This is a genomic window from Nonomuraea jiangxiensis (genome assembly GCF_900099965.1).
Classification (GTDB): domain Bacteria; phylum Actinomycetota; class Actinomycetes; order Streptosporangiales; family Streptosporangiaceae; genus Nonomuraea; species Nonomuraea jiangxiensis.
The window spans coordinates 245123-263248 of sequence record NZ_FNDJ01000013.1 but is presented as its reverse complement, the minus strand read 5'-3'; the positions used below and the strand labels follow the sequence as shown (position 1 = coordinate 263248).

The 18126-nt window shown below is 69.3% G+C and carries 20 protein-coding genes; 12 read left to right on the top strand and 8 right to left on the bottom strand.

The features are described 5' to 3' along the window. Positions 1–15: 15 nt before the first annotated feature. Positions 16–759, bottom strand: coding sequence for a deoxyribonuclease IV (locus tag BLS95_RS28485; protein WP_176993417.1), 744 nt, complete (start codon positions 757–759; stop codon positions 16–18). A gap of 119 nt (positions 760–878) precedes the next feature. On the opposite strand from BLS95_RS28485, the gene BLS95_RS59155 reads away from it, so the two are divergent. Then, entirely contained in the window at positions 879–1010 is a 132-nt protein-coding gene (locus BLS95_RS59155) for a hypothetical protein (protein WP_281250044.1), read from the top strand. A gap of 46 nt (positions 1011–1056) precedes the next feature. Here BLS95_RS59155 and BLS95_RS28480 read toward each other — a convergent pair whose 3' ends face one another. Next, on the bottom strand, positions 1057–1365 hold the full coding sequence (locus BLS95_RS28480) for a hypothetical protein (protein ID WP_090937745.1): 309 nt from the start codon (positions 1363–1365) through the stop codon (positions 1057–1059). 207 nt (positions 1366–1572) lie between these two features. Between BLS95_RS28480 and rpsF the strand changes: the two genes are divergently transcribed. The 7 genes from rpsF (at position 1573) to BLS95_RS28445 (ending at position 6443) form a co-directional block, all read left to right on the top strand. Then, positions 1573–1863, top strand: coding sequence for a 30S ribosomal protein S6 (gene rpsF, locus BLS95_RS28475; RefSeq protein WP_026214314.1), 291 nt, complete (start codon positions 1573–1575; stop codon positions 1861–1863). A gap of 78 nt (positions 1864–1941) precedes the next feature. Further along, the gene (locus tag BLS95_RS28470; RefSeq protein ID WP_090937741.1) at positions 1942–2505 is read left to right on the top strand and encodes a single-stranded DNA-binding protein; all 564 of its coding nucleotides are present in this window, start codon (positions 1942–1944) and stop codon (positions 2503–2505) included. 63 nt (positions 2506–2568) lie between these two features. Beyond that, on the top strand, positions 2569–2805 hold the full coding sequence (gene rpsR, locus BLS95_RS28465) for a 30S ribosomal protein S18 (RefSeq protein ID WP_020543048.1): 237 nt from the start codon (positions 2569–2571) through the stop codon (positions 2803–2805). A gap of 14 nt (positions 2806–2819) precedes the next feature. Continuing rightward, complete coding sequence (gene rplI, locus BLS95_RS28460) at positions 2820–3266, top strand: 50S ribosomal protein L9 (RefSeq protein ID WP_090937737.1); 447 nt, start codon at positions 2820–2822, stop codon at positions 3264–3266. A 584-nt stretch (positions 3267–3850) separates the two neighbouring features. Beyond that, positions 3851–4711 (top strand): ABC transporter substrate-binding protein, encoded by an 861-nt coding sequence (locus tag BLS95_RS28455; RefSeq protein WP_090937734.1) that lies wholly within the window; start codon positions 3851–3853, stop codon positions 4709–4711. 119 nt (positions 4712–4830) lie between these two features. Then, positions 4831–5703, top strand: coding sequence for an amino acid ABC transporter permease (locus BLS95_RS28450; RefSeq protein WP_090937731.1), 873 nt, complete (start codon positions 4831–4833; stop codon positions 5701–5703). After that, positions 5700–6443: an amino acid ABC transporter ATP-binding protein gene (locus tag BLS95_RS28445; RefSeq protein WP_090937727.1), complete on the top strand. Its 744-nt coding sequence runs from the start codon at positions 5700–5702 to the stop codon at positions 6441–6443. The genes BLS95_RS28450 and BLS95_RS28445 overlap by 4 nt, the downstream gene beginning before the upstream one ends. Before the next feature lie 49 nt (positions 6444–6492). Here BLS95_RS28445 and BLS95_RS28440 read toward each other — a convergent pair whose 3' ends face one another. Together BLS95_RS28440 and BLS95_RS28435 are read right to left on the bottom strand one after the other, a co-directional pair. Further along, entirely contained in the window at positions 6493–7971 is a 1479-nt protein-coding gene (locus BLS95_RS28440; protein ID WP_245765325.1) for an APC family permease, read from the bottom strand. Positions 7972–8179: 208 nt separating this feature from the next. Further along, positions 8180–9481 carry an MATE family efflux transporter gene (locus tag BLS95_RS28435; protein ID WP_090937724.1) on the bottom strand — a complete coding sequence of 434 codons (1302 nt, stop codon included), beginning with the start codon at positions 9479–9481 and terminating at the stop codon, positions 8180–8182. A 282-nt stretch (positions 9482–9763) separates the two neighbouring features. On the opposite strand from BLS95_RS28435, the gene dnaB reads away from it, so the two are divergent. Then, on the top strand, positions 9764–12358 hold the full coding sequence (gene dnaB / locus BLS95_RS28430; protein WP_218136017.1) for a replicative DNA helicase: 2595 nt from the start codon (positions 9764–9766) through the stop codon (positions 12356–12358). A gap of 68 nt (positions 12359–12426) precedes the next feature. On the opposite strand, the gene BLS95_RS28425 is transcribed toward dnaB, so the two are convergent. Together BLS95_RS28425 and BLS95_RS28420 are read right to left on the bottom strand one after the other, a co-directional pair. After that, positions 12427–13668, bottom strand: coding sequence for an RNA polymerase sigma factor (locus tag BLS95_RS28425; RefSeq protein WP_090937719.1), 1242 nt, complete (start codon positions 13666–13668; stop codon positions 12427–12429). After that, positions 13665–14033, bottom strand: a complete 369-nt coding sequence (locus BLS95_RS28420; RefSeq protein WP_090937716.1) for a YciI family protein — start codon at positions 14031–14033, stop codon at positions 13665–13667. The genes BLS95_RS28425 and BLS95_RS28420 overlap by 4 nt, the downstream gene beginning before the upstream one ends. 157 nt (positions 14034–14190) lie before the next feature. Here BLS95_RS28420 and BLS95_RS28415 point away from each other — a divergent pair, with 157 nt between their 5' ends. After that, positions 14191–15681, top strand: a complete 1491-nt coding sequence (locus tag BLS95_RS28415; RefSeq protein WP_176993415.1) for an MFS transporter — start codon at positions 14191–14193, stop codon at positions 15679–15681. 79 nt (positions 15682–15760) lie between these two features. After that, positions 15761–16219, top strand: coding sequence for a universal stress protein (locus BLS95_RS28410; protein WP_090937713.1), 459 nt, complete (start codon positions 15761–15763; stop codon positions 16217–16219). A 3-nt stretch (positions 16220–16222) separates the two neighbouring features. On the opposite strand, the gene soxR is transcribed toward BLS95_RS28410, so the two are convergent. Together soxR and BLS95_RS28400 are read right to left on the bottom strand one after the other, a co-directional pair. After that, on the bottom strand, positions 16223–16714 hold the full coding sequence (soxR, locus tag BLS95_RS28405) for a redox-sensitive transcriptional activator SoxR (RefSeq protein WP_090937710.1): 492 nt from the start codon (positions 16712–16714) through the stop codon (positions 16223–16225). Positions 16715–16723: 9 nt separating this feature from the next. Beyond that, a complete protein-coding gene (locus tag BLS95_RS28400) occupies positions 16724–17155 on the bottom strand; it encodes an Lrp/AsnC family transcriptional regulator (protein WP_090937707.1) in 432 nt (143 codons plus the stop codon). Between the two features lie 56 nt (positions 17156–17211). Here BLS95_RS28400 and BLS95_RS28395 point away from each other — a divergent pair, with 56 nt between their 5' ends. After that, positions 17212–18126 (top strand): SMP-30/gluconolactonase/LRE family protein, encoded by a 915-nt coding sequence (locus tag BLS95_RS28395; RefSeq protein WP_090937704.1) that lies wholly within the window; start codon positions 17212–17214, stop codon positions 18124–18126.

Here is an 18126-nt window from a genome sequence, read left to right as displayed (position 1 = left end):
GTCCCGCGCCGCCGTTTAGAGGTTCTTCCTGAGGAAGGCGATGTCGTCGGCCTGGCCCGCGGCGGGCGTCTCCACGATGATGGGCGCCCCGGCCGCCCGGCAGACCGCCAGGATCAGCTCCGGGTCGATCCGGCCCTGGCCCAGGTTGGCGTGGCGGTCGGCGCCGGAGTCGAACTCGTCGCGCGAGTCGTTGCAGTGGACGAGGTCGATGCGGCCGGTGATGGCCCTGACCCGCTCGACCAGGTCGAGCAGCTCCTCGCCGCCGGCGTGGGCGTGGCAGGTGTCGAGGCAGAAGCCCACGTCGAAGCCGTCGAGCGCGTCCCACAGCCGGGCGATGCGCTCCAGCTTGCGGGCCATCGCGTTGTCGCCACCCGCGGTGTTCTCGATCAGCACGGGGATCGGGCACTCCATGCGCTCGAACACCTTGCGCCAGTTGTCGAACCCGGTCTGCGGGTCGTCGCTCTTGTTGACGTGGCCGCCGTGTACGACCAGGCCCTTGGCGCCGAGGCTCGCGGCCGCCTTGAGGTGCTGCTCCAGCAGCTTGCGGCTGGGGATCCTGATCCGGTTGTTGGTGGTCGCCACGTTGATCAGGTAGGGAGCGTGAATGTAGAGGTCGACGCCCTCCACCGGCTTGGCCGGCAGCACGGGCTTGTCGTAGCCCTGCGGATCGCCGAGGAAGAACTGCACCACCTCGGCCCCCACCTCCACGGCGTGAGCGGCGGGATCGTCCTGGTCGACGTGAGCTCCGATGCGCACCATGTCAGCGAGCCTATCCGTTTGCCGGGAGCGGGGTGGGGCAGTCGTGAGGCACCCCCAACACGAGGAGACGTGCGATGACACGGTGGCGCTTACGAGCGCTGATCTTATTTATCTACGTAGTGATCGGGATCTACGTGGCCTGGGTGTACGACTACATCACCCCCGGACTGCTGAGGGACGTCGCGGAGGCGTTGCTCTCGGTCTTCCTCTGGTTCCTGGTCCTGCTCGGCATAGACCTGCACATCGGTTAGCGATGGCGCGCGGAACGGCCCCGGTGCGGCAGGCCGGGGCCGTCGCTCATGGGTGTGGCAGGAAGCCCCCGTGCGCGATGCCGAGCGCGGCCCCCACGAAGGAGCCGACCAGGCCGATGATGTTGAGCGAGCGCTGCGGCGTGGTGGCCGAGATGTACTGGGAATAGAGCCCGACGCCGAAGCCCAGCAGGCCGAACCAGGCCGAGATCATGTGCGCGGAGACCCAGAACGTCGAGACGAACGCCACCACCCCGAGCGCCAGCGTGGCCATGGCCAGGACGTTTTCGACCGGATGTGCGCGTCCGTCCGTGTTGAGAGTGAGCTTGAAGCGCTGCCTCTCGGAGGGTTGAAGCACGTGTGGCACTGCCGCCACCCCCTAGCCCCTAGGTTTCCTAAAGGCCTTCCCATCTACCCGAGGCTGGTAACCTTGACCACGCTGCGTTGTGATGGGTGATCCATCGCCCCGAGGTGCCGAAAGGGGTGCCCGGGCAGTGACGTCAGCGTCCTCCTGTCACGGCAGAGTGTCGTGACCGCAAGAGTCCAGAGGAGGTTGGAGTCCCGTATGCGTCGTTACGAAGTAATGGTCATTCTGGATCCTTCGCTCGATGAGCGCACCGTCGCGCCGTCCCTCGACCAGTTCCTCACCGTGGTCCGCAATGACGGCGGCACCGTGGAGAAGGTCGACGTCTGGGGCCGTCGCCGGCTCGCCTACGACATCGACAAGAAGTCCGAGGGCATCTACGCCGTCATCGACCTGTCCGCGGAGCCCGCGACGGTCAAGGAGCTCGACCGGCAGATGAACCTCAACGAGGGCATCCTGCGCACCAAGGTCCTCCGGCCCGACGTGCACTAAGTCCCGGTTTTTTGTCGGGGACCCCCCGTACTCTGGGCCGTATCCCAAGCAAGGCGTGCAGGAAGGCGAGCGCAAGCCATGGCAGCAGGCGACACCGTAATCACCATCGTCGGCAACCTTGTCGAAGACCCCGAGCTGCGCTTCACCCCGACGGGGCAAGCGGTGGCTCGATTCCGCATCGCATCCACTCCGCGGTTCATGGATCGCCAGACCAACGAGTGGAAAGACGGCGAAAGCCTCTTCCTGACCTGCAACGTGTGGCGGCAGGCGGCGGAGAACGCCGCCGAGAGCCTCCAGCGGGGGATGCGGGTCATCGTCCAGGGGCGGCTCAAGCAACGGTCCTATGAGACCAAGGAAGGCGAGAAGCGCACGGTTTACGAGGTCGAGGTCGACGAGGTCGGCCCGTCCCTGCGCAACGCCACCGCCAAGGTCAACCGCACCTCCCGTCAGGGTGGGGGCGGTGGCGGCGGCTTCGGTGGCGGCCCGGCCGACGACCCGTGGGCCTCCGCGACGCCCGCCCCGCCTCAGGGCGGCGGCTACCAGGGCGGTGGCGGTGGCGGCGGGTTCGGCGGCGGCGGCGGCCAGCAGGGCGGCGGCGGCTTCGGCGGCGGTGGCGACTTCAGCGACGAACCGCCTTTCTAAATCCTGTCCAACAGTCCGAGACCATTCCCGCCCAGAAGGCGGGGCTCTGAAAGGAGCACCACGATGGCCAAGCCGGCACTGCGCAAGCCCAAGAAGAAGGTTTGCCTGTTCTGCCACGACAAGATCTCCTACGTCGACTACAAGGACACGGCGCTGCTGCGGAAGTTCATCTCCGACCGCGGCAAGATCCGTGCGCGCCGGGTGACGGGCAACTGCACCCAGCACCAGCGTGACGTGGCGACCGCGATCAAGAACGCCCGTGAGGTGGCCCTGCTGCCTTACACGAGCACTGCTCGCTAAGGAGGACTGTCGATATGAAGCTCATCCTCACCAACGAGGTCTCCGGCCTCGGCGCTCCCGGCGACGTCGTCGAGGTCAAGGACGGCTACGGCCGCAACTACCTCATCCCGCGCGGCTACGCGATGCGCTGGACGCGCGGCGCCGAGAAGCAGATCGAGACCATCAGGAAGGCTCGCGACGCCCGCGAGATCCGCGACCTGGGCACCGCCAAGGAGGTCGCCGGCCAGATCGGCGCGCTGCGCGTGCGCCTGACGACCCGCGCGGGCGAGTCCGGCCGGCTGTTCGGCTCGATCACCACGGGTGACATCGCCGACGCCGTCAAGGCCGCCGGCGGGCCGATCCTCGACCGCCGCCGGATCGAGATCGTCAACCCGATCAAGAGCGTCGGCTCCCACAAGGTGACGGTCAAGCTCCACCCGGAGGTATCCGCCTCCGTGGATGTCGAGGTCGTCGCAGGCTGATCCGTTTTCATTGAACTGGCCCTCCCTTTGTGGGGGGCCATTTCTTTTTCCGTTACGCGCTGCCGTGGCCCGCCACCCGCCGTAGGTGGCTGAGGGCCCTCCAGGAAACGGCCGCTGACCCTTCACCGGCTGACCACCGTTACGCGAGCCCAAACTTGCCCGACTCCATGGCAACCCCGGCACCCTCCACCACAGCCACCTAGGCACCACCACGGCACCTCGGCACCGCCGTCACGGCGATCCCCGACCCGCCTGGGCCCCGACTCCGAGCCCGACTTTCAACCCCGACCCTCAACCCCGACCCTCAACCCCGACCCTCAACCCCGACCCTCAACCCCGACCCTCAACCCCGACCCTCAACCCCGACCCTCAACCCCGACCCTCAACCCCGACCCTCAACCCCGACCCTCAACCCCGACCCCGGGCAGGGCCCACGGTCCCGAGCCCCAGGGGCACCGGAGACAAAGCGTTGGAGTCGTTCAGGGGGCGCTTGCTACGGCTACTCGGACACCGGGGACGATATTTCCTATTCGGGCAGCGTAGAATGCCTTCGTTCTTTCGTGCGTCCCCCTGGAGGCTTGGCCATGGCCCGTCCCTCGATGCTGCTCGCGATCGGCGCATTGGCGGCAGCGGCCGTCGCTTGCGCACCGGTCGACGACACGGCCACTACGGCCGCCCCGTCCGCGTCCACCGCCTGCACCAAGGATCAGTTGCAGCTCGTCAACGCGGGCAAGCTGACCATCGGCACCGACAAGCCCGCCTACGAGCCGTGGTTCAAGGATGACGACCCGAGCAACGGTCAGGGGTTCGAGAGCGCGGTGGCGTTCGCGGTTGCGGGGGAGCTCGGCTTCGACCGTACCGAGGTGCAGTGGAACGTCGTCAAGTTCGACTCGGCGTTCGCGCCGGGTGACAAGCAGTTCGACTTCGACGTCAACCAGGTCTCGATCACGCCGGAGCGGGCCAAGGCGGTCGACTTCAGCAAGGGCTACTACACGGTCAAGCAGGCTGTCGTGGCGGTCGAGGGGAGCAAGTTCGCGGGGGCCAAGAGCCTGGCGGAGCTGAAGGACGCGAAGATCGGCGTACAGGTGGGCACGACCTCGCTCAACGCGGTCAAGAGCGTCATCCAGCCCGCGCAGGAGCCCAACGTCTACAACGAGCAGATCGACGCCGTGAACGCGCTGAAGAACAAGCAGGTGGACGCCCTGATCGTGGACCTGCCGACGGCCTTCTACGTGACGGCGGCGCAGGTGGAGAACTCCAAGATCGTGGGACAGTTCAGCTCGACGGGTGGCACGCCCGAGGAGTTCGGGCTGGTCATGGAGAAGGGCACCCCGCTCAAGCCCTGCGTGGACAAGGCCGTGGACGCGCTGAGGTCCAAGGGCGAGCTGACCCGGATCGAGCAGGAGTGGCTCGGCTCCGCGGCGGGCGCGCCCGAGCTGCGATGAGCGAGCAGCCGAACCCCGACCGGCGGGCCACCCGTGATGTGCGAAGCAGCCGAGCCCCGATCGGCAGGCCACCCCATGATGTGTGAGCAGCCGAGCCCCGATCGGCGGGCCACCCCGTGATGAGTGAGCAATCGAACCTCGACCGGCAGGACGGGGGCGTGCGGGCCAAGTCAGAGCGGCAGCTGCGGCGCGAGGGGATCCGCAGGTCGCATGCCCGCCGCTCGACCTCGATCGCCACGGCTTCGACGGTCGTCTTCATCGTGTTGATCGTCTGGCTCCTGACCAGCTCGCCGGGCTGGCCGCGGGTCAAGGAGACGTTCTTCAACGGCGAGCAGTTCGTCGCGGCGCTGCCCGACGTGCTCAGCGGGTTCCTGCTCAACATCAAGATCTTCCTGATCGCCGAGCCGCTGATCCTCATCGTCGGCCTGCTGGTGGCGCTGGCCAGGGGGATCAAGACGCCCGCGTTCTTCCCGATCCGGGCGCTGGCCACGCTCTACACCGACATCTTCCGCGGCGTGCCGACGATCCTGGTGATCTACCTGATCGGGTTCGGACTGCCCGCGCTCAGGCTGCAGGGCATCCCGTCCGACCTGGCGACGCTGGGCATCATCGCGCTGACGCTGTCGTACGGCGCGTACGTGGCCGAGGTGTTCCGTTCGGGAATCGAGTCGATCCACCCGAGCCAGGTGGCCGCGGCCCGCTCGCTCGGGCTGAGCCATGGCAAGACCATGCGGTTCGTGGTGCTGCCGCAGGCCACCCGCCGGGTCGTGCCACCGTTGCTGAACGACTTCGTCTCCCTGCAGAAGGACACCGCGCTGGTCGCCACCATCGGGCCGCTGGAGACGCTCAGGCAGGCGCAGATCCACGCCGCCAGTACGTTCAACTACACGCCCTACCTCGCCTCGGCGCTGCTGTTCATCCTGCTCACCATCCCCATGGCCAGGCTCACCGACCACCTGGCCGCCCGCACCCGCAGGAGGCGCGGAGCATGAGTGTGCTGACGATCGATGGGGTGTGGAAGGAGTTCCACGGCCACAGCGTGCTGCGCGGCATCGACCTGGAGGTGAACCCGCACGAGGTGGTGAGCCTGATCGGGGCCTCCGGCTCGGGCAAGTCCACGTTGCTGCGCTGCGTGAACCTGCTGGAGACGGTGGACGACGGCGCGATCTTCCTCGACGGCGAGGAGATCACCGACCCGCGCGTGAACGTGGATCACGTGCGCAGGCGGCTGGGCATCGTGTTCCAGGCGTTCAACCTGTTCCCGCACATGACCGTGCTGGACAACATCACGCTGGCGCCCCGCCAGGTGCACGGGGTGGGCAGGGCGGCGGCCGAGGAGCAGGCGCACGGGCTGCTGGCCAGGTTCGGGCTGGCGGACAAGGCGCGGGCCTACCCCGACCAGCTCTCCGGCGGGCAGCAGCAGCGGGTGGCCATCATCCGGGCGCTGGCCACCCAGCCCAGGCTGATGCTGCTCGACGAGGTCACCTCGGCGCTCGACCCGGAGCTGGTGGTGGAGGTGCTGGGGATCATCAGGGAGCTCAAGGAGTCGGGCATGACGATGATCCTGACGACGCACGAGATGGGCTTCTGCCGCGACATCTCGGACACGGTGTGCTTCCTCGACGGCGGCGTACTCGTCGAGAAGGGTCCGGCCGAGCAGATCTTCACCGCGCCCGAGCACCCCAGGACCAGGGAGTTCCTGCGTAGCGTGCTCGAATCCGGCCGGTTCTAGCCGTGGCGGTCCGTGACGCGGGTGATCGCCGCACCCCGGGACGGGCCTGCTAGCGGCGGTGCCGGCCGCGGGCCGGGTCGAGGTTGGAGCGGGGACGGGGGCGGGCCAGGAGGCTGTGGCGGCGGCCGTACAGGAGGTAGACCAGCAGGCCGAAGGCCATCCACAGGGCGAACCAGGCCCAGGTCATCACCCGCAGGTTGACCATGAGCCAGAGCGTGGCCACCAGCGAGAGCGCCGGCAGCAGCGGTGACAGCGGAACCTGGAACCCCCGCTCCAGGTACGGCATGCGCCGCCGCATCACGATCACCCCGGCCGCCACGAACGCGAACGCGAACAGCGCCCCGATCACCACGAGCTCCTGCAGCATGAGCACCGGCACGAACTCGGCCAGCATGATCGCCACGAACCCGATCAGCAGCGTCACCCGGGTGGGCGTGTGGTAGCGGCGGCTGACCGAGGCCAGCCCGCGCGGGATGAGACCGTCGCGCGCGATCGAGAACAGCACCCGCGTCTGCCCCACGATCAGCACCAGGATCACGGTCGTCAGCCCGAGCACCGCGCCCGCGTCGATGACGTGCACCATCCAGTCCACGCCGATCACCCGGAAGGCGCTCGACAGCGGCGTGTCCACCGAGATCTTGGTGAAGGACACCATGCCCACCATGACCAGCGCCACCGCGAGGTAGATGACCGTGGCGATCACCAGGCTGCGGATCATGCCCCTGGGCACGGCCCTGGGCGCGTTGACGGTCTCCTCGGCGGAAGTGGCCACGACGTCGAACCCGATGTACGCGAACGCGATGGCCGAAGCCGCCGCGAAGATCCCGAACCAGCCGAACGCCTGGCTCTCCCCGACGAACACCTCCAGCACGGTCGCCGGCGACGACGGCAACGTCTTGGGCGGGACGAGGAAGTCGCCGAAGTTGGCCACGTCGATGTGCGGCAGCCCCACCACGATGACCGCGCCGATGGCCAGCAGCTTGGCCGACACCATGATCCACAGGGCGCGCAGCCCGACCCGCGCGCCCAGCGCCACGATGCCGGTGAGCAGCACCAGGATCCCGAACACGAGCAGGTCCTCGACCAGCGCCTCGCCCGGCAGCTTGATGCCGAAGTTGGAGATCGCCGTGACCGTGAGCCCGCCCCAGGCCCGAGCCACCACGGCGGCGGCGAGCTGTAACTCCAGGATCAGGGCCCAGCCGATGACCCAGGCCCAGACCTCACCGAAGATGACGTAGGTGAAGGTGTAGGCGCTGCCCGAGGTCGGCATCGTGGACGACAGCTCGGCGTAGCACAGGCAGGCGAGCAGGCTGGCGATGCCCGCGATCATGAAGGACAGGAGCACGCCGGGCCCGGCGGTGGTGGCGGCCTGCTGGCCGGCGATGGAGAAGATGCCCGCGCCGATCATCACACCCAGCCCGAGCACGACCAGGTCGCGCGGGCGGTAGAGCTCGGCCAGGCTGTGCCGGGCGCCGGTCCGCAGCCCGGTCGCCTCTGAAGGCGGCAGTCGTCGCAGAATCGTGGTCAAGGAACACCCCGCTCAGGGAACTCGCCCACAATGTCCCACCCCCTGAACAACAGCAAGCACGAGACGATTACGGTAACCACCTTCAGCCGGCCGCCGGAAGCGGAACTTTTCGCCTTCAGCGATCACCGCAGGTAATCAAGGAAGCGATCACACTCGGTCACGGCCTGTTCGCAGGTAACAGTCTGTATTCGGGCATCTTGATCGCGCCTTATGCCCCGGTCACCAGCCAGGCGGTGCCGGCGGCCCGGCGGACGAGCGTGATCAGCCGGGCGATCATCCACACCCCCAGTGCGCACCACAGTGCGACCACTCCGTAACCGGCGGCGAGCACGGCGGCCGGCAGGTACGCCAGCGTCGTCCACACCCCGGCCCAGGCCAGGTAGCGCTGGTCGCCCGCGCCGATCAGCACCCCGTCGAGCACGAACACCACCCCGCATATCGGCTGGAACAGCGCCACCGGCCACAACACGTCCAGCAGCAGTCCGGTGACCTCGGGGTCGGCGTCGAACAGCCCCGGCAGCACCGGCCGCGCGGCCACGACCAACACGCCGAGTACGACCCCCGACCAGACTCCCCACTGCACCATGCGCCTGGTGGCGGCCCTGGTCGTCGCCGTGTCCCCGGCGCCGAGCGAGCGCCCGGTGATGGCCTGCCCGGCGATGGCGATGGCGTCCAGCGCGAAGGCGAGCAGCGTCCACACCTGCGTCGCGATGGCGTACGCGGCCAGTTCGCCCTCGCCCATCCGGGTGGCGAACGCGGTGGCGGCCAGCAGCACGATCCGCAGGCACACGGTACGGATGAGCAGCGCGAACCCGGCCGTACCCGCCTGTCTGATCCCTGCGAGGTCGGGAGCGAGCGACGTCCCCAGCCGCAGCGCGCCCCTGGCCACCACCACGATGTAGACGGCGGCCCCCAGCGTCTGCGCCAGCACGGTTCCCCACGCCGACCCGGCGATGCCCCACCCGAGCCCCAGCACGAACCAGGCGTTCAGTACCGCGTTCAGCGCGAACGACCCCACCGCGACCACCAGCGGCGTGACCGTGTCCTGTAATCCGCGCAGCACTCCCGTACCGGCCAGCACGACCAGCATCCCGGGCGCGCCGAGCAGGCTGATCCGCAGGTAGGTCACGGCCTGCGCGCTCTGGCCCGCACTCGCCCCGAACAGCTCCACCACGGCCGGGGCCAGCGGCCAGATCACCAGGATGAGCGCCACGCCGATGCCCAGCGCCAGCCAGATCCCGTCCACACCGCCGCGCATGGCCCGCGTATGGTTGCCCGCGCCGGTCTGCCGGGCCACGGAGGCGGTGGTGCCGTAGGCGAGGAAGACGCACAGGTTCATCAGCGTCGAGAGCACCATGCCCGCCACGCCCAGCGCGCCTACCGCCGTGGTGCCCAGCCCGTGTCCCACGATGGCGTAGTCGGCCAGCAGGAAGAGCGGCTCAGCGACCAGGGCTCCGAACGCCGGCACGGCCAGGCGCAGGATCTCCCGATCTCTGGGTGTAATGAGCATTTGTCTATTATGGCCATTACCCCGCGTGTCGGCACAAGTTTCTTTCCTCCACAGTCGGTGGACACTGTTCGACCAGGTCAGGTGGGGTCCGGTGGATATTCGCGAGAGTTATCCCCAGCCCCGTCCACAGGCCGTTCACACCCTGGGCGCGGCTGTACACAGCTTGACCACAGGGTTGTCCACAGGCCGCGTTGCCGACGGCTCCGGACTCCGAGAAACTGTCAGACCGGTCGGCTACAAGTGGGGGTGGTGCGACCGCCTGCGAGGTTTCGAGGGGGCGCGGTGAGCATAGACGAAGAGGCCGGAGGCGGCGGCCCCGGTTTCGAGCGCACACCGCCTCACAACATCGAGGCGGAGCAGTCCGTGCTCGGCGGCATGCTCCTGTCGAAGGACGCCATCGCCGACGTCGTGGAGATCCTGCGCTCCGACGACTTCTACCGCCCGGCCCACCAGATGATCTACGACATCATCACCGACCTCTACGGCCGGGGCGAGCCCGCCGACGCGGTCACCGTCTTCGACGAGCTGCAGAAGCGCGGCGAGATGGCCCGGGTGGGCGGTGCCGCCTACCTGCACACCCTCACGGCCGTCGTCCCCACGGCCGCCAACGCCGGCTACTACGCCAAGATCGTCCGGGAGCAGGCCATCCTCCGCCGCCTCATCGAGGCCGGCACCCGCATCGTCTCCTTCGGCTACGGCGGCCAGAACGAAGAGGTCGACGACCTCGTGGACCGCGCCCAGGCGGAGATCTACAAGGTCACCGAGCGCCGCACCTCCGAGGACTACGCGCCGCTGGCCGACATCATGCCGGGCGCCCTCGACGAGCTGGAGGCCATCGGCAGCCGCGGCGGCCAGATGGTCGGCGTGCCCACCGGTTTCCAGGACCTCGACCAGCTCACCAACGGTCTGCACCCGGGCCAGATGATCGTCGTCGCCGCCCGCCCGGCCATCGGCAAGGCGCTCGCACTCGACACGCCCCTGCCCACACCGACCGGCTGGGCCACCATGGGTACGGTGAAGGTCGGCGACTACCTGATCGGCGCCGACGGCAAGCCCACCCGTATCGTGGCCGCCACCGACGTCATGCACGACCGGCCGTGCTACGAGGTGGAGTTCAGCGACGGCACGGTGATCGTCGCCGACGCCCAGCACCAGTGGCTCACCGACACGCGCGCATCCCGACGGTCCGCACAGCAGGCGGTGACCGGCTACAACGGGTACCGGAATGAGCGGACCTTCGCGCAGGTGCGCACGACGGAGGAGATTGCCGCGACGCTGAGGTGCGACACCGCAGAAAAGCGACTCAACCACACCGTCGTCAACGCCCGGCCGCTGGACCTGCCCGACCGCGACCTGCTGATCCCTCCGTACGCGCTGGGCACATGGCTCGGCGACGGCAACTCCAGCAGTGCACGGTTCACCACCGGGGACCCGGAGATCGCCGAACATGTGGCCGCCGAAGGTCTCCGAGTGGAGCACCGTGGCGGGCTGCTGTACGCGATGCTGCTACCCGAGCAGGAGCCGATCGCCGAACGACCGTGCATAGTGTGCGGAAAGCCGTTCACGCCCCAAACGCCACAGGTGCGCACCTGTGGCAGGGTGTGCGGCGGCCAGTCCAGGAAATCCGAACACGGCCCCTCCCAGCCGCCCAGGTGCCCCGACTGCGGTGGTCTGTCCAGCGGGTTCAGGCAGTGCCAGAAGTGCCGCAACGACCACGGCACTATGAACGCCCGACTGAGGAAGCTGGGCGTGCTGGGCAACAAGCACATCCCGGGCGAATACCTGCGCGCGTCTGAGGCGCAGCGCAGGGCGCTCCTGGCCGGACTTCTGGACACCGACGGCTACATCAGTGCCGCCGGGACAGTCCAGCTCGCCCTCACGAACCGCCGCCTGGCAGAGGACGCCTGGGAGCTGATTCTGAGCCTGGGGTACAAGGCAACCTGGACGTCCAAGGAGGTATCAGGGCGCACTGAAGCCAGTTCGACCAGTTATGCGATCACGTTCACGCCCTCCGACAAGGTCTTCCGACTGGGTCGCAAGAACGCTCGCGTAAACACCAACACCCACCCCAAGACGACGTACCGCAACATCACCGACGTCCGCCCCGTGACGTCGGTGCCGGTGCGCTGTGTGGAGGTGGATAACGCCGACCACATGTACCTGGCGGGGCGGACGTGGATCCCTACCCACAACTCCACGCTCGGGCTGGATTTCGCCCGTTCCGCGGCGATCAAGCATGGCATGACCACCGTCATCTTCTCGCTGGAGATGTCCCGCAACGAGATCACCATGCGTCTGCTGTCCGCCGAGGCCAGGGTGGCGCTGCACGCCATGCGCTCGGGCATGATGGGCGACGACGACTGGACCCGCCTGGCCCGGCGGATGAGCGAGGTCGCCGAGGCGCCGCTGTTCATCGACGACTCGCCCAACATGTCGATGATGGAGATCAGGGCCAAGTGCCGGCGGCTGAAACAGCGCAACGACCTGAGGTTCGTGGTCATCGACTACCTCCAGCTGATGAGCTCGCCGAAGAAGACCGAGAGTCGCCAGAACGAGGTCTCGGAGATCTCCCGTGCGATCAAGCTGCTGGCCAAGGAGCTCGAAGTCCCCGTCATCGCGATCTCCCAGCTCAACCGCGGCCCCGAACAGCGAACGGACAAACGCCCCCAAGTGAGCGACCTTCGCGAATCGGGCAGCATCGAGCAGGACGCGGACATGGTCATCCTGCTCCATCGTGAGGACGCCTACGAGCGGGAGTCACCCCGGGCGGGCGAGGCGGACCTCATCGTGGCCAAGCACCGTAACGGCCCCACCGCCACGGTGACGGTCGCCTTCCAGGGCCACTACAGCCGCTTCGTGGACATGGCCCAGCACTAGCGCCGGCGCCTGAGCGGGGAGACCACGCGGGCCGGGCGGTGAGCGGCGGCGTCCGCGTGGTCGTCACCTCACAGCCGGGCGGCCCGGGCTTCGAGGTAGCGGCGCTCCGGAAGGCTGTACGTCCGGCGCGCCGCGACCAGATAGCACTCCCGCGCCGCGGCGTGCTCGCCGGCCCGCTCCAGCAGGTGCGCGCGCACCGCGGCGACCCGGTGGTGCCCGGCCACCCGCTTGTCCTCCTCCAACGTCTCCAGCAGGTCGAGCCCGGCCCGGGGACCGTGCACCATGGCGGTGGCGACCGCGCGGTTGAGCGTCACCATCGGGTTGGGCGCGATCCGGTCGAGGATCTTGTACAGGATGAGGATCTCCCGCCAGTCCGTGTCCTCGGTGCCGGCCGCGGAGGCGTGCACGGCCGCGATCGCCGCCTGCAACTGGTACGGCCCCAGCGCCGAGCGGGCCATCGTCCGCGTGATCAGGTCGGTGCCCTCCTGGATCGCCGCCCGGTCCCACAGGCCGCGATCCTGGTCGGCCAGGGGCACCATGGCGCCGTCCTGGGTGCCGCGGGCCGGGCGGCGGGCGTCGGTGAGCAGCATCAGCGCCAGCAGCCCGGCCACCTCACCGTCGTCGGGCAGCAGCCGGTGGACCTGCCGGGTCAGCCGCAGCGCCTCGGCCGCGAGGTCCGTACGCTGCAGGTCGGGCCCGGAGGTCGCGGTGTAGCCCTCGTTGAAGATCAGATACAGCACGTGCAGCACCACCCTGAGCCGCTCGGCGCGCTGCGGCCCGGTGGGCGGCTCGAACGTCGCCCCGCTGCTCCTGATTGCCTGCTTGGCCCGGCTGATGCGCTGGGCCATGGTCGACTCCGGCACCAGGAAGGCGTGCGCGATCTCCGCCGTCGTCAGCCCGCCGACCGCGCGCAGGGTGAGGGCGAGTTGCGAGGCGGGGGAGACGGCCGGATGGCAGCACATAAACAGCAGCGTCAGCGTGTCGTCGCGGTGCCGGACCCCGTCGTCCTCGCCGGGCGAGCGGACCACGAGCTCGTCCGCGGGCATCCGGGCCGCGGCCGTCTCCTCCCGCCGCCGCCGCGCCCCCTCACTGCGCCACAGGTCGGTGAGGCGCCGGCCGGCGACGGTGACGAGCCAGGACGCCGGATCGTCCGGCATGCCCTGCTCCGGCCACTGTACGGCGGCGGCCAGCAGCGCCTCCTGCACCGCGTCCTCGCACTGGTCGAACTGCCCGTGCCGGCGGACGAGCAGGCCGAGGACCCGCGGCGCGAGAGTGCGCAGCAGGTCCTCGACAGGTGCCGGCGTGCTCACATGTCCTGTCCGGCCGAGAACATCACCGGCCGGACCTCGATGCCCAGCCCGGCGAAGCGGGTGTCGGGGATGAGCTTGGCCAGCTCGATCGCCCGCTCCCGGCTCTCGCAGTCCACCAGGTAGTAGCCCCCCATGTACTCCTTGGCCTCCACGTAGGGGCCGTCCGTGACCGCGGGCGCGCCGCCGGTCCCGCGCACGCTCGCGCTGTTGGACGGGTCGGCGAGCGCGTGCGTGCTGATCATCTCGCCCGACTCCTGGATCGTCTTCATGAAGTCCCCGTGGCCGGACATCACCTCGTTGCGCTCATCCTCCGTCAGGGAGTCCCAGATCTCGGGGTTCATGTGCATGATCAGCAGGAATTTCACCGTCTTGCTCCTCAGGTCATGAGACGCCCGGGTGGCGTCCCTCATGGAGGAGTCGGAGCAGGCGAGCCGTCCTCGACATGTCGAGAACGGCCGGCTCGGCTCCGACCCCGTTGTGACGGCACCCGACCGGGCGCCGTGTCAACAGGAGGGCCTTTCCATGCAACACCACACGCCGGTGGCCGAACCTATCAGGGCCGGTCGGCGCGAGTGGGCCGGGCTGGCGGTGCTCGCGCTGCCGACGCTGCTCGCCGCCGTGGACATCAACGTGCTCTTCCTCGCGCTGCCGGGGCTGAGCGCGGACCTCGGCGCCGACGGCGTCGACCAGTTGTGGATCACCGACATCTACGGGTTCATGGTGGCCGGCCTGGTGATCACCATGGGCACCCTGGGCGACCGGATCGGCCGCCGCCGGCTGCTGCTCACGGGTGCGGCGGCGTTCGGGGTCGCGTCCGTGCTGGCCGCCTACGCCGTCACCCCCGCCATGCTGATCGCCTGCCGCGCGCTGCTCGGCATCGCCGGGGCCACGCTGGCGCCGTCCACGCTCGCCCTGATCACGAACATGTTCAGGGACGACCGTCAGCGCGGCACGGCCATCTCCATCTGGGCCACCTGCCAGTTCGCCGGGGCCGCGCTGGGGCCGGTCGTCGGCGGGCTGCTGCTGGAGCACTTCTGGTGGGGCTCGGTGTTCCTGCTGGCCGTGCCGGTGATCGTGGTCCTGCTGGCCGGCGGCGCGCTGCTGCTGCCCGAGCACCGCGACCCGGGGGCGGGCCGGCTCGACCTGACCAGCGTGGCGCTGTCCCTGCTGGCCATCCTGCCGATCGTGTGGGGGATCAAGACGATCGCCGCCTCCGGCGCGGGCGTCACGGCCATGCCGGTCGCGGCGATCCTGGCGGGGTGCGCGTTCGGCGCCGGATTCGTCCGCCGTCAGTTGCGGCTGGCGGACCCGCTGCTGAACCTGCGCCTGCTCGCGCAGCGCCCCGTCACCTTGGTGCTGACCGCGCTGGTGCTGGCCGGGGTGGCCATGGCGGGCGTCGGCCTGCCGGTCACCCAGTACCTGCAGACGGTGCTCGGCTACTCGCCGACGCAGGCCGCGTTGTGGTTCGCGCCGATGGGCCTCGCCGTCGCGCTGGGGACCATGCTGACGCCGGCCGTCACGCGGCGGCTCGCCCCACGCGCGGCCATCGCGGGCGGCCTGGTGCTCTCGGCGCTCGGCTCCGGGCTGCTGACCCTGGACGGCGGCCTGCCCGCGGTGGTGGCGGGGATCACCGTGCTCGCGCTGGGCACCGGACCGCTGTTCGCGCTCGGCACGGGGATCGTCGTCGGGTCCGTACGGCCGGAGCGCGCCGGGTCGGCGGCGTCACTGACGGAGTCGGGGAACTATCTCGGCGGGACGCTGGGCCTGGCCGTCCTCGGCACGGTCGCGGCCGCCGTCTACCGCCTGCGGATGGCCGCCACCATGCCGTCCGGCGTCCCCGATGACGTCGCCCGGCAGGCCCAGGAGACCGTGGCGGCCGCCGTGTCGTACGGGGGCGAGGTCACGAGGGCCGCGCACTCCGCGTACACGGACGCCCTCAGCACTGTGGGACTGATCGGCGCCGTGCTGTTCGTCGTGACGGCCCTGCTGATGGGGTTGCTGCCCAGGGTGTGACAAAGCCGACAATGACGTACGGAATGGCGGCTGATCGCGTCGGCGCTCTACGGGGTGACTTACCGAAGTGGAGAACGCCATGACCATCCTTGTCGCATATGACGGCTCGGCCGACTCGCGCACCGCCATCGAGTTCGCGGCCAAGCACCTTTCAGCCGAGCCCACCGTGATCGTGACCGTGTGGGAGCCGCTGCTGGTGCAGTTCAGGAAATATCCGATAGCCGCCGCCGGGATCTCCCCTGACACCGAGGACGAGGCGCGCTCCCAGGCCGAGCAGCATGCCAAGGAGGGGGCCGAGCTGGCGCTTGCGGGCGGGATCTCCGACGTCACCTACCGGGCGGTGGCCGACAACGAGTCCATCTGGAAGACGATCGTGGACGTGGCGGACGAGATCGACGCCACGCTGATCGTGACCGGCTCGCGTGGCCTGGCCGGGGTGCGGTCGGTGCTGCTCGGCAGCGTGTCCAACCACGTGCTGCACCACGCGCACCGCCCCACCCTCATCGTCCCGCCGAGCAGGACCCCCGAGAAGGCGTAGGCGCTAGGAGGCCGGGACGCAGACGCTCTGGGTCACGCAGAGCCGGGTGTCGAGGCGCCGCGCGCCCGGCCCTTCCTCACCCAGCTGGTCGTGCGGATTGGCCACCGGGCACGACTCCAGCGACAGGCAGCCGCACCCGATGCAGTCGGTCAGGTCGTCGCGCAGCCGCAGGAGCTGCTCGATCCGCTCGTCCAGCTCGCCGCGCCAGGCGGCCGACAACCGGGCCCAGTCCTCGCGGGTGGGCGTGCGCTCGTCCGGCAACTGGCTCAGGGCGTCCTTGATGGTCTTCAGCGGGATGCCGATGCGCTGGGACAACCGGATGAAGGCGACCCTGCGCAGGCTGTCGCGGGTGTAACGGCGCTGGTTGCCGGCCGTGCGCCGGCTCTTGATGAGGCCCTTGGCCTCGTAGAAGTGCAGGGCGGAGACGGCGACCCCGCTGCGCTCGGCGAGCTGGCCGACGGTGAGCTCCTTGGTGTTCCACGCGACCTTGGTCATACCTAGAGATTACTTAAGGGATCGCTCGAAGAACGTCTCCAGCACCACGATGGTCTTCGTGCCCGACACTCCGTCCACGTCGAACACCCGGCGCAGCACGTCCTGCAACTCGGCCGTGCCCGCCGTACGTACCTTGAGCAGCACCGACGCCGGCCCCGCGATGACGTGGGCCTCCTCGACCTCGGGGATCGCCGCCAGCCGGTCCCCGCTGTCGCCCATCCAGGTGTCGCCGTCGACCAGCACGTAAGCCGTGACTCCGCGCCCGAGCGCCGCCTGGTCCACCTCGATGGTCGTACGCCGGATGACCCCCCGCTCACGCAGCTTGCGCACCCTCTCGTGCGCCGCCCCGCCGGACAGCCCCACCGCCTTGCCCAGCTCCGCGTACGGTCGCGTCGCGTCCTCCTGCAACAGTCCGATCAGCATTCTGTCGACATCGTCCACGGCAGGATACTATCAAGTCATATGTCCCTACAGCCGAACAGCGTATGGTGGGCAATATGACGGACACGATCCCCACTGAGTTCGAGGTGCTCGACGAGCGGTTCGCCGCGATCGGCGGAGACGCGAGAGTCGAGCGCCTGCACACCGGCGCCCGCTGGGCCGAGGGCCCGGTCTATTTCCCGGCGGGCCGCTTCCTGGTCTGGAGCGACATCCCCAACGAGCGCATGTTGCGCTGGGACGAGATGACCGGCGTGGTCGGGCCGTTCCGCCGGCCGTCCGGCTACGCCAACGGCAACACCCTCGACCGCGAGGGCCGGTTGATCACCTGCGAGCAGGGCGGCCGCCGCGTCACCCGCACCGAGCACGACGGCTCCATCACGGTGATCGCCGACCGCTGGGAGGGCAAACGCTTCAACAGCCCCAACGACGCGGTCGTGCACTCCGACGGCTCCGTCTGGTTCACCGACCCGCCCTACGGCATCCTGAGCAACTACGAGGGCGTCGTCGCCGAGCCGGAGATCGACGGCTGCCACGTCTATCGCGCCGACCCGGTGACGGGTGAGGTCCGCGTCGTGGCCGACGACTTCGTCCGGCCCAACGGCCTGGCCTTCTCGCGCGACGAGCGGCAACTCTACGTGGCCGACACGCGGGCGCGGCATGTGCGCGTCTTCGACGTGGGCGAGGGCGGCTTCCTGGCGGGCGGCAAGGTCTTCGCCGCGGGCACCGACGAGGACAGTTTCGACGGCCTGCGGCTCGACGACACCGGCCGGGTCTGGGCCGCGGCAGGCGGCGCCGTGCTCTGCTATGACCCCGACGGCACCCTGATCGGCCGGCTCAGGCTGCCGGAGACGGTGGCCAACCTGGTGTTCGGCGGGCTCAAGCGCAACCGGCTGTTCATCACGGCCACGTCCTCGCTCTACTCCCTGATGACCAACGTCACCGGCGCGCGCCCGGTCTGGGCCGCCCGCTGA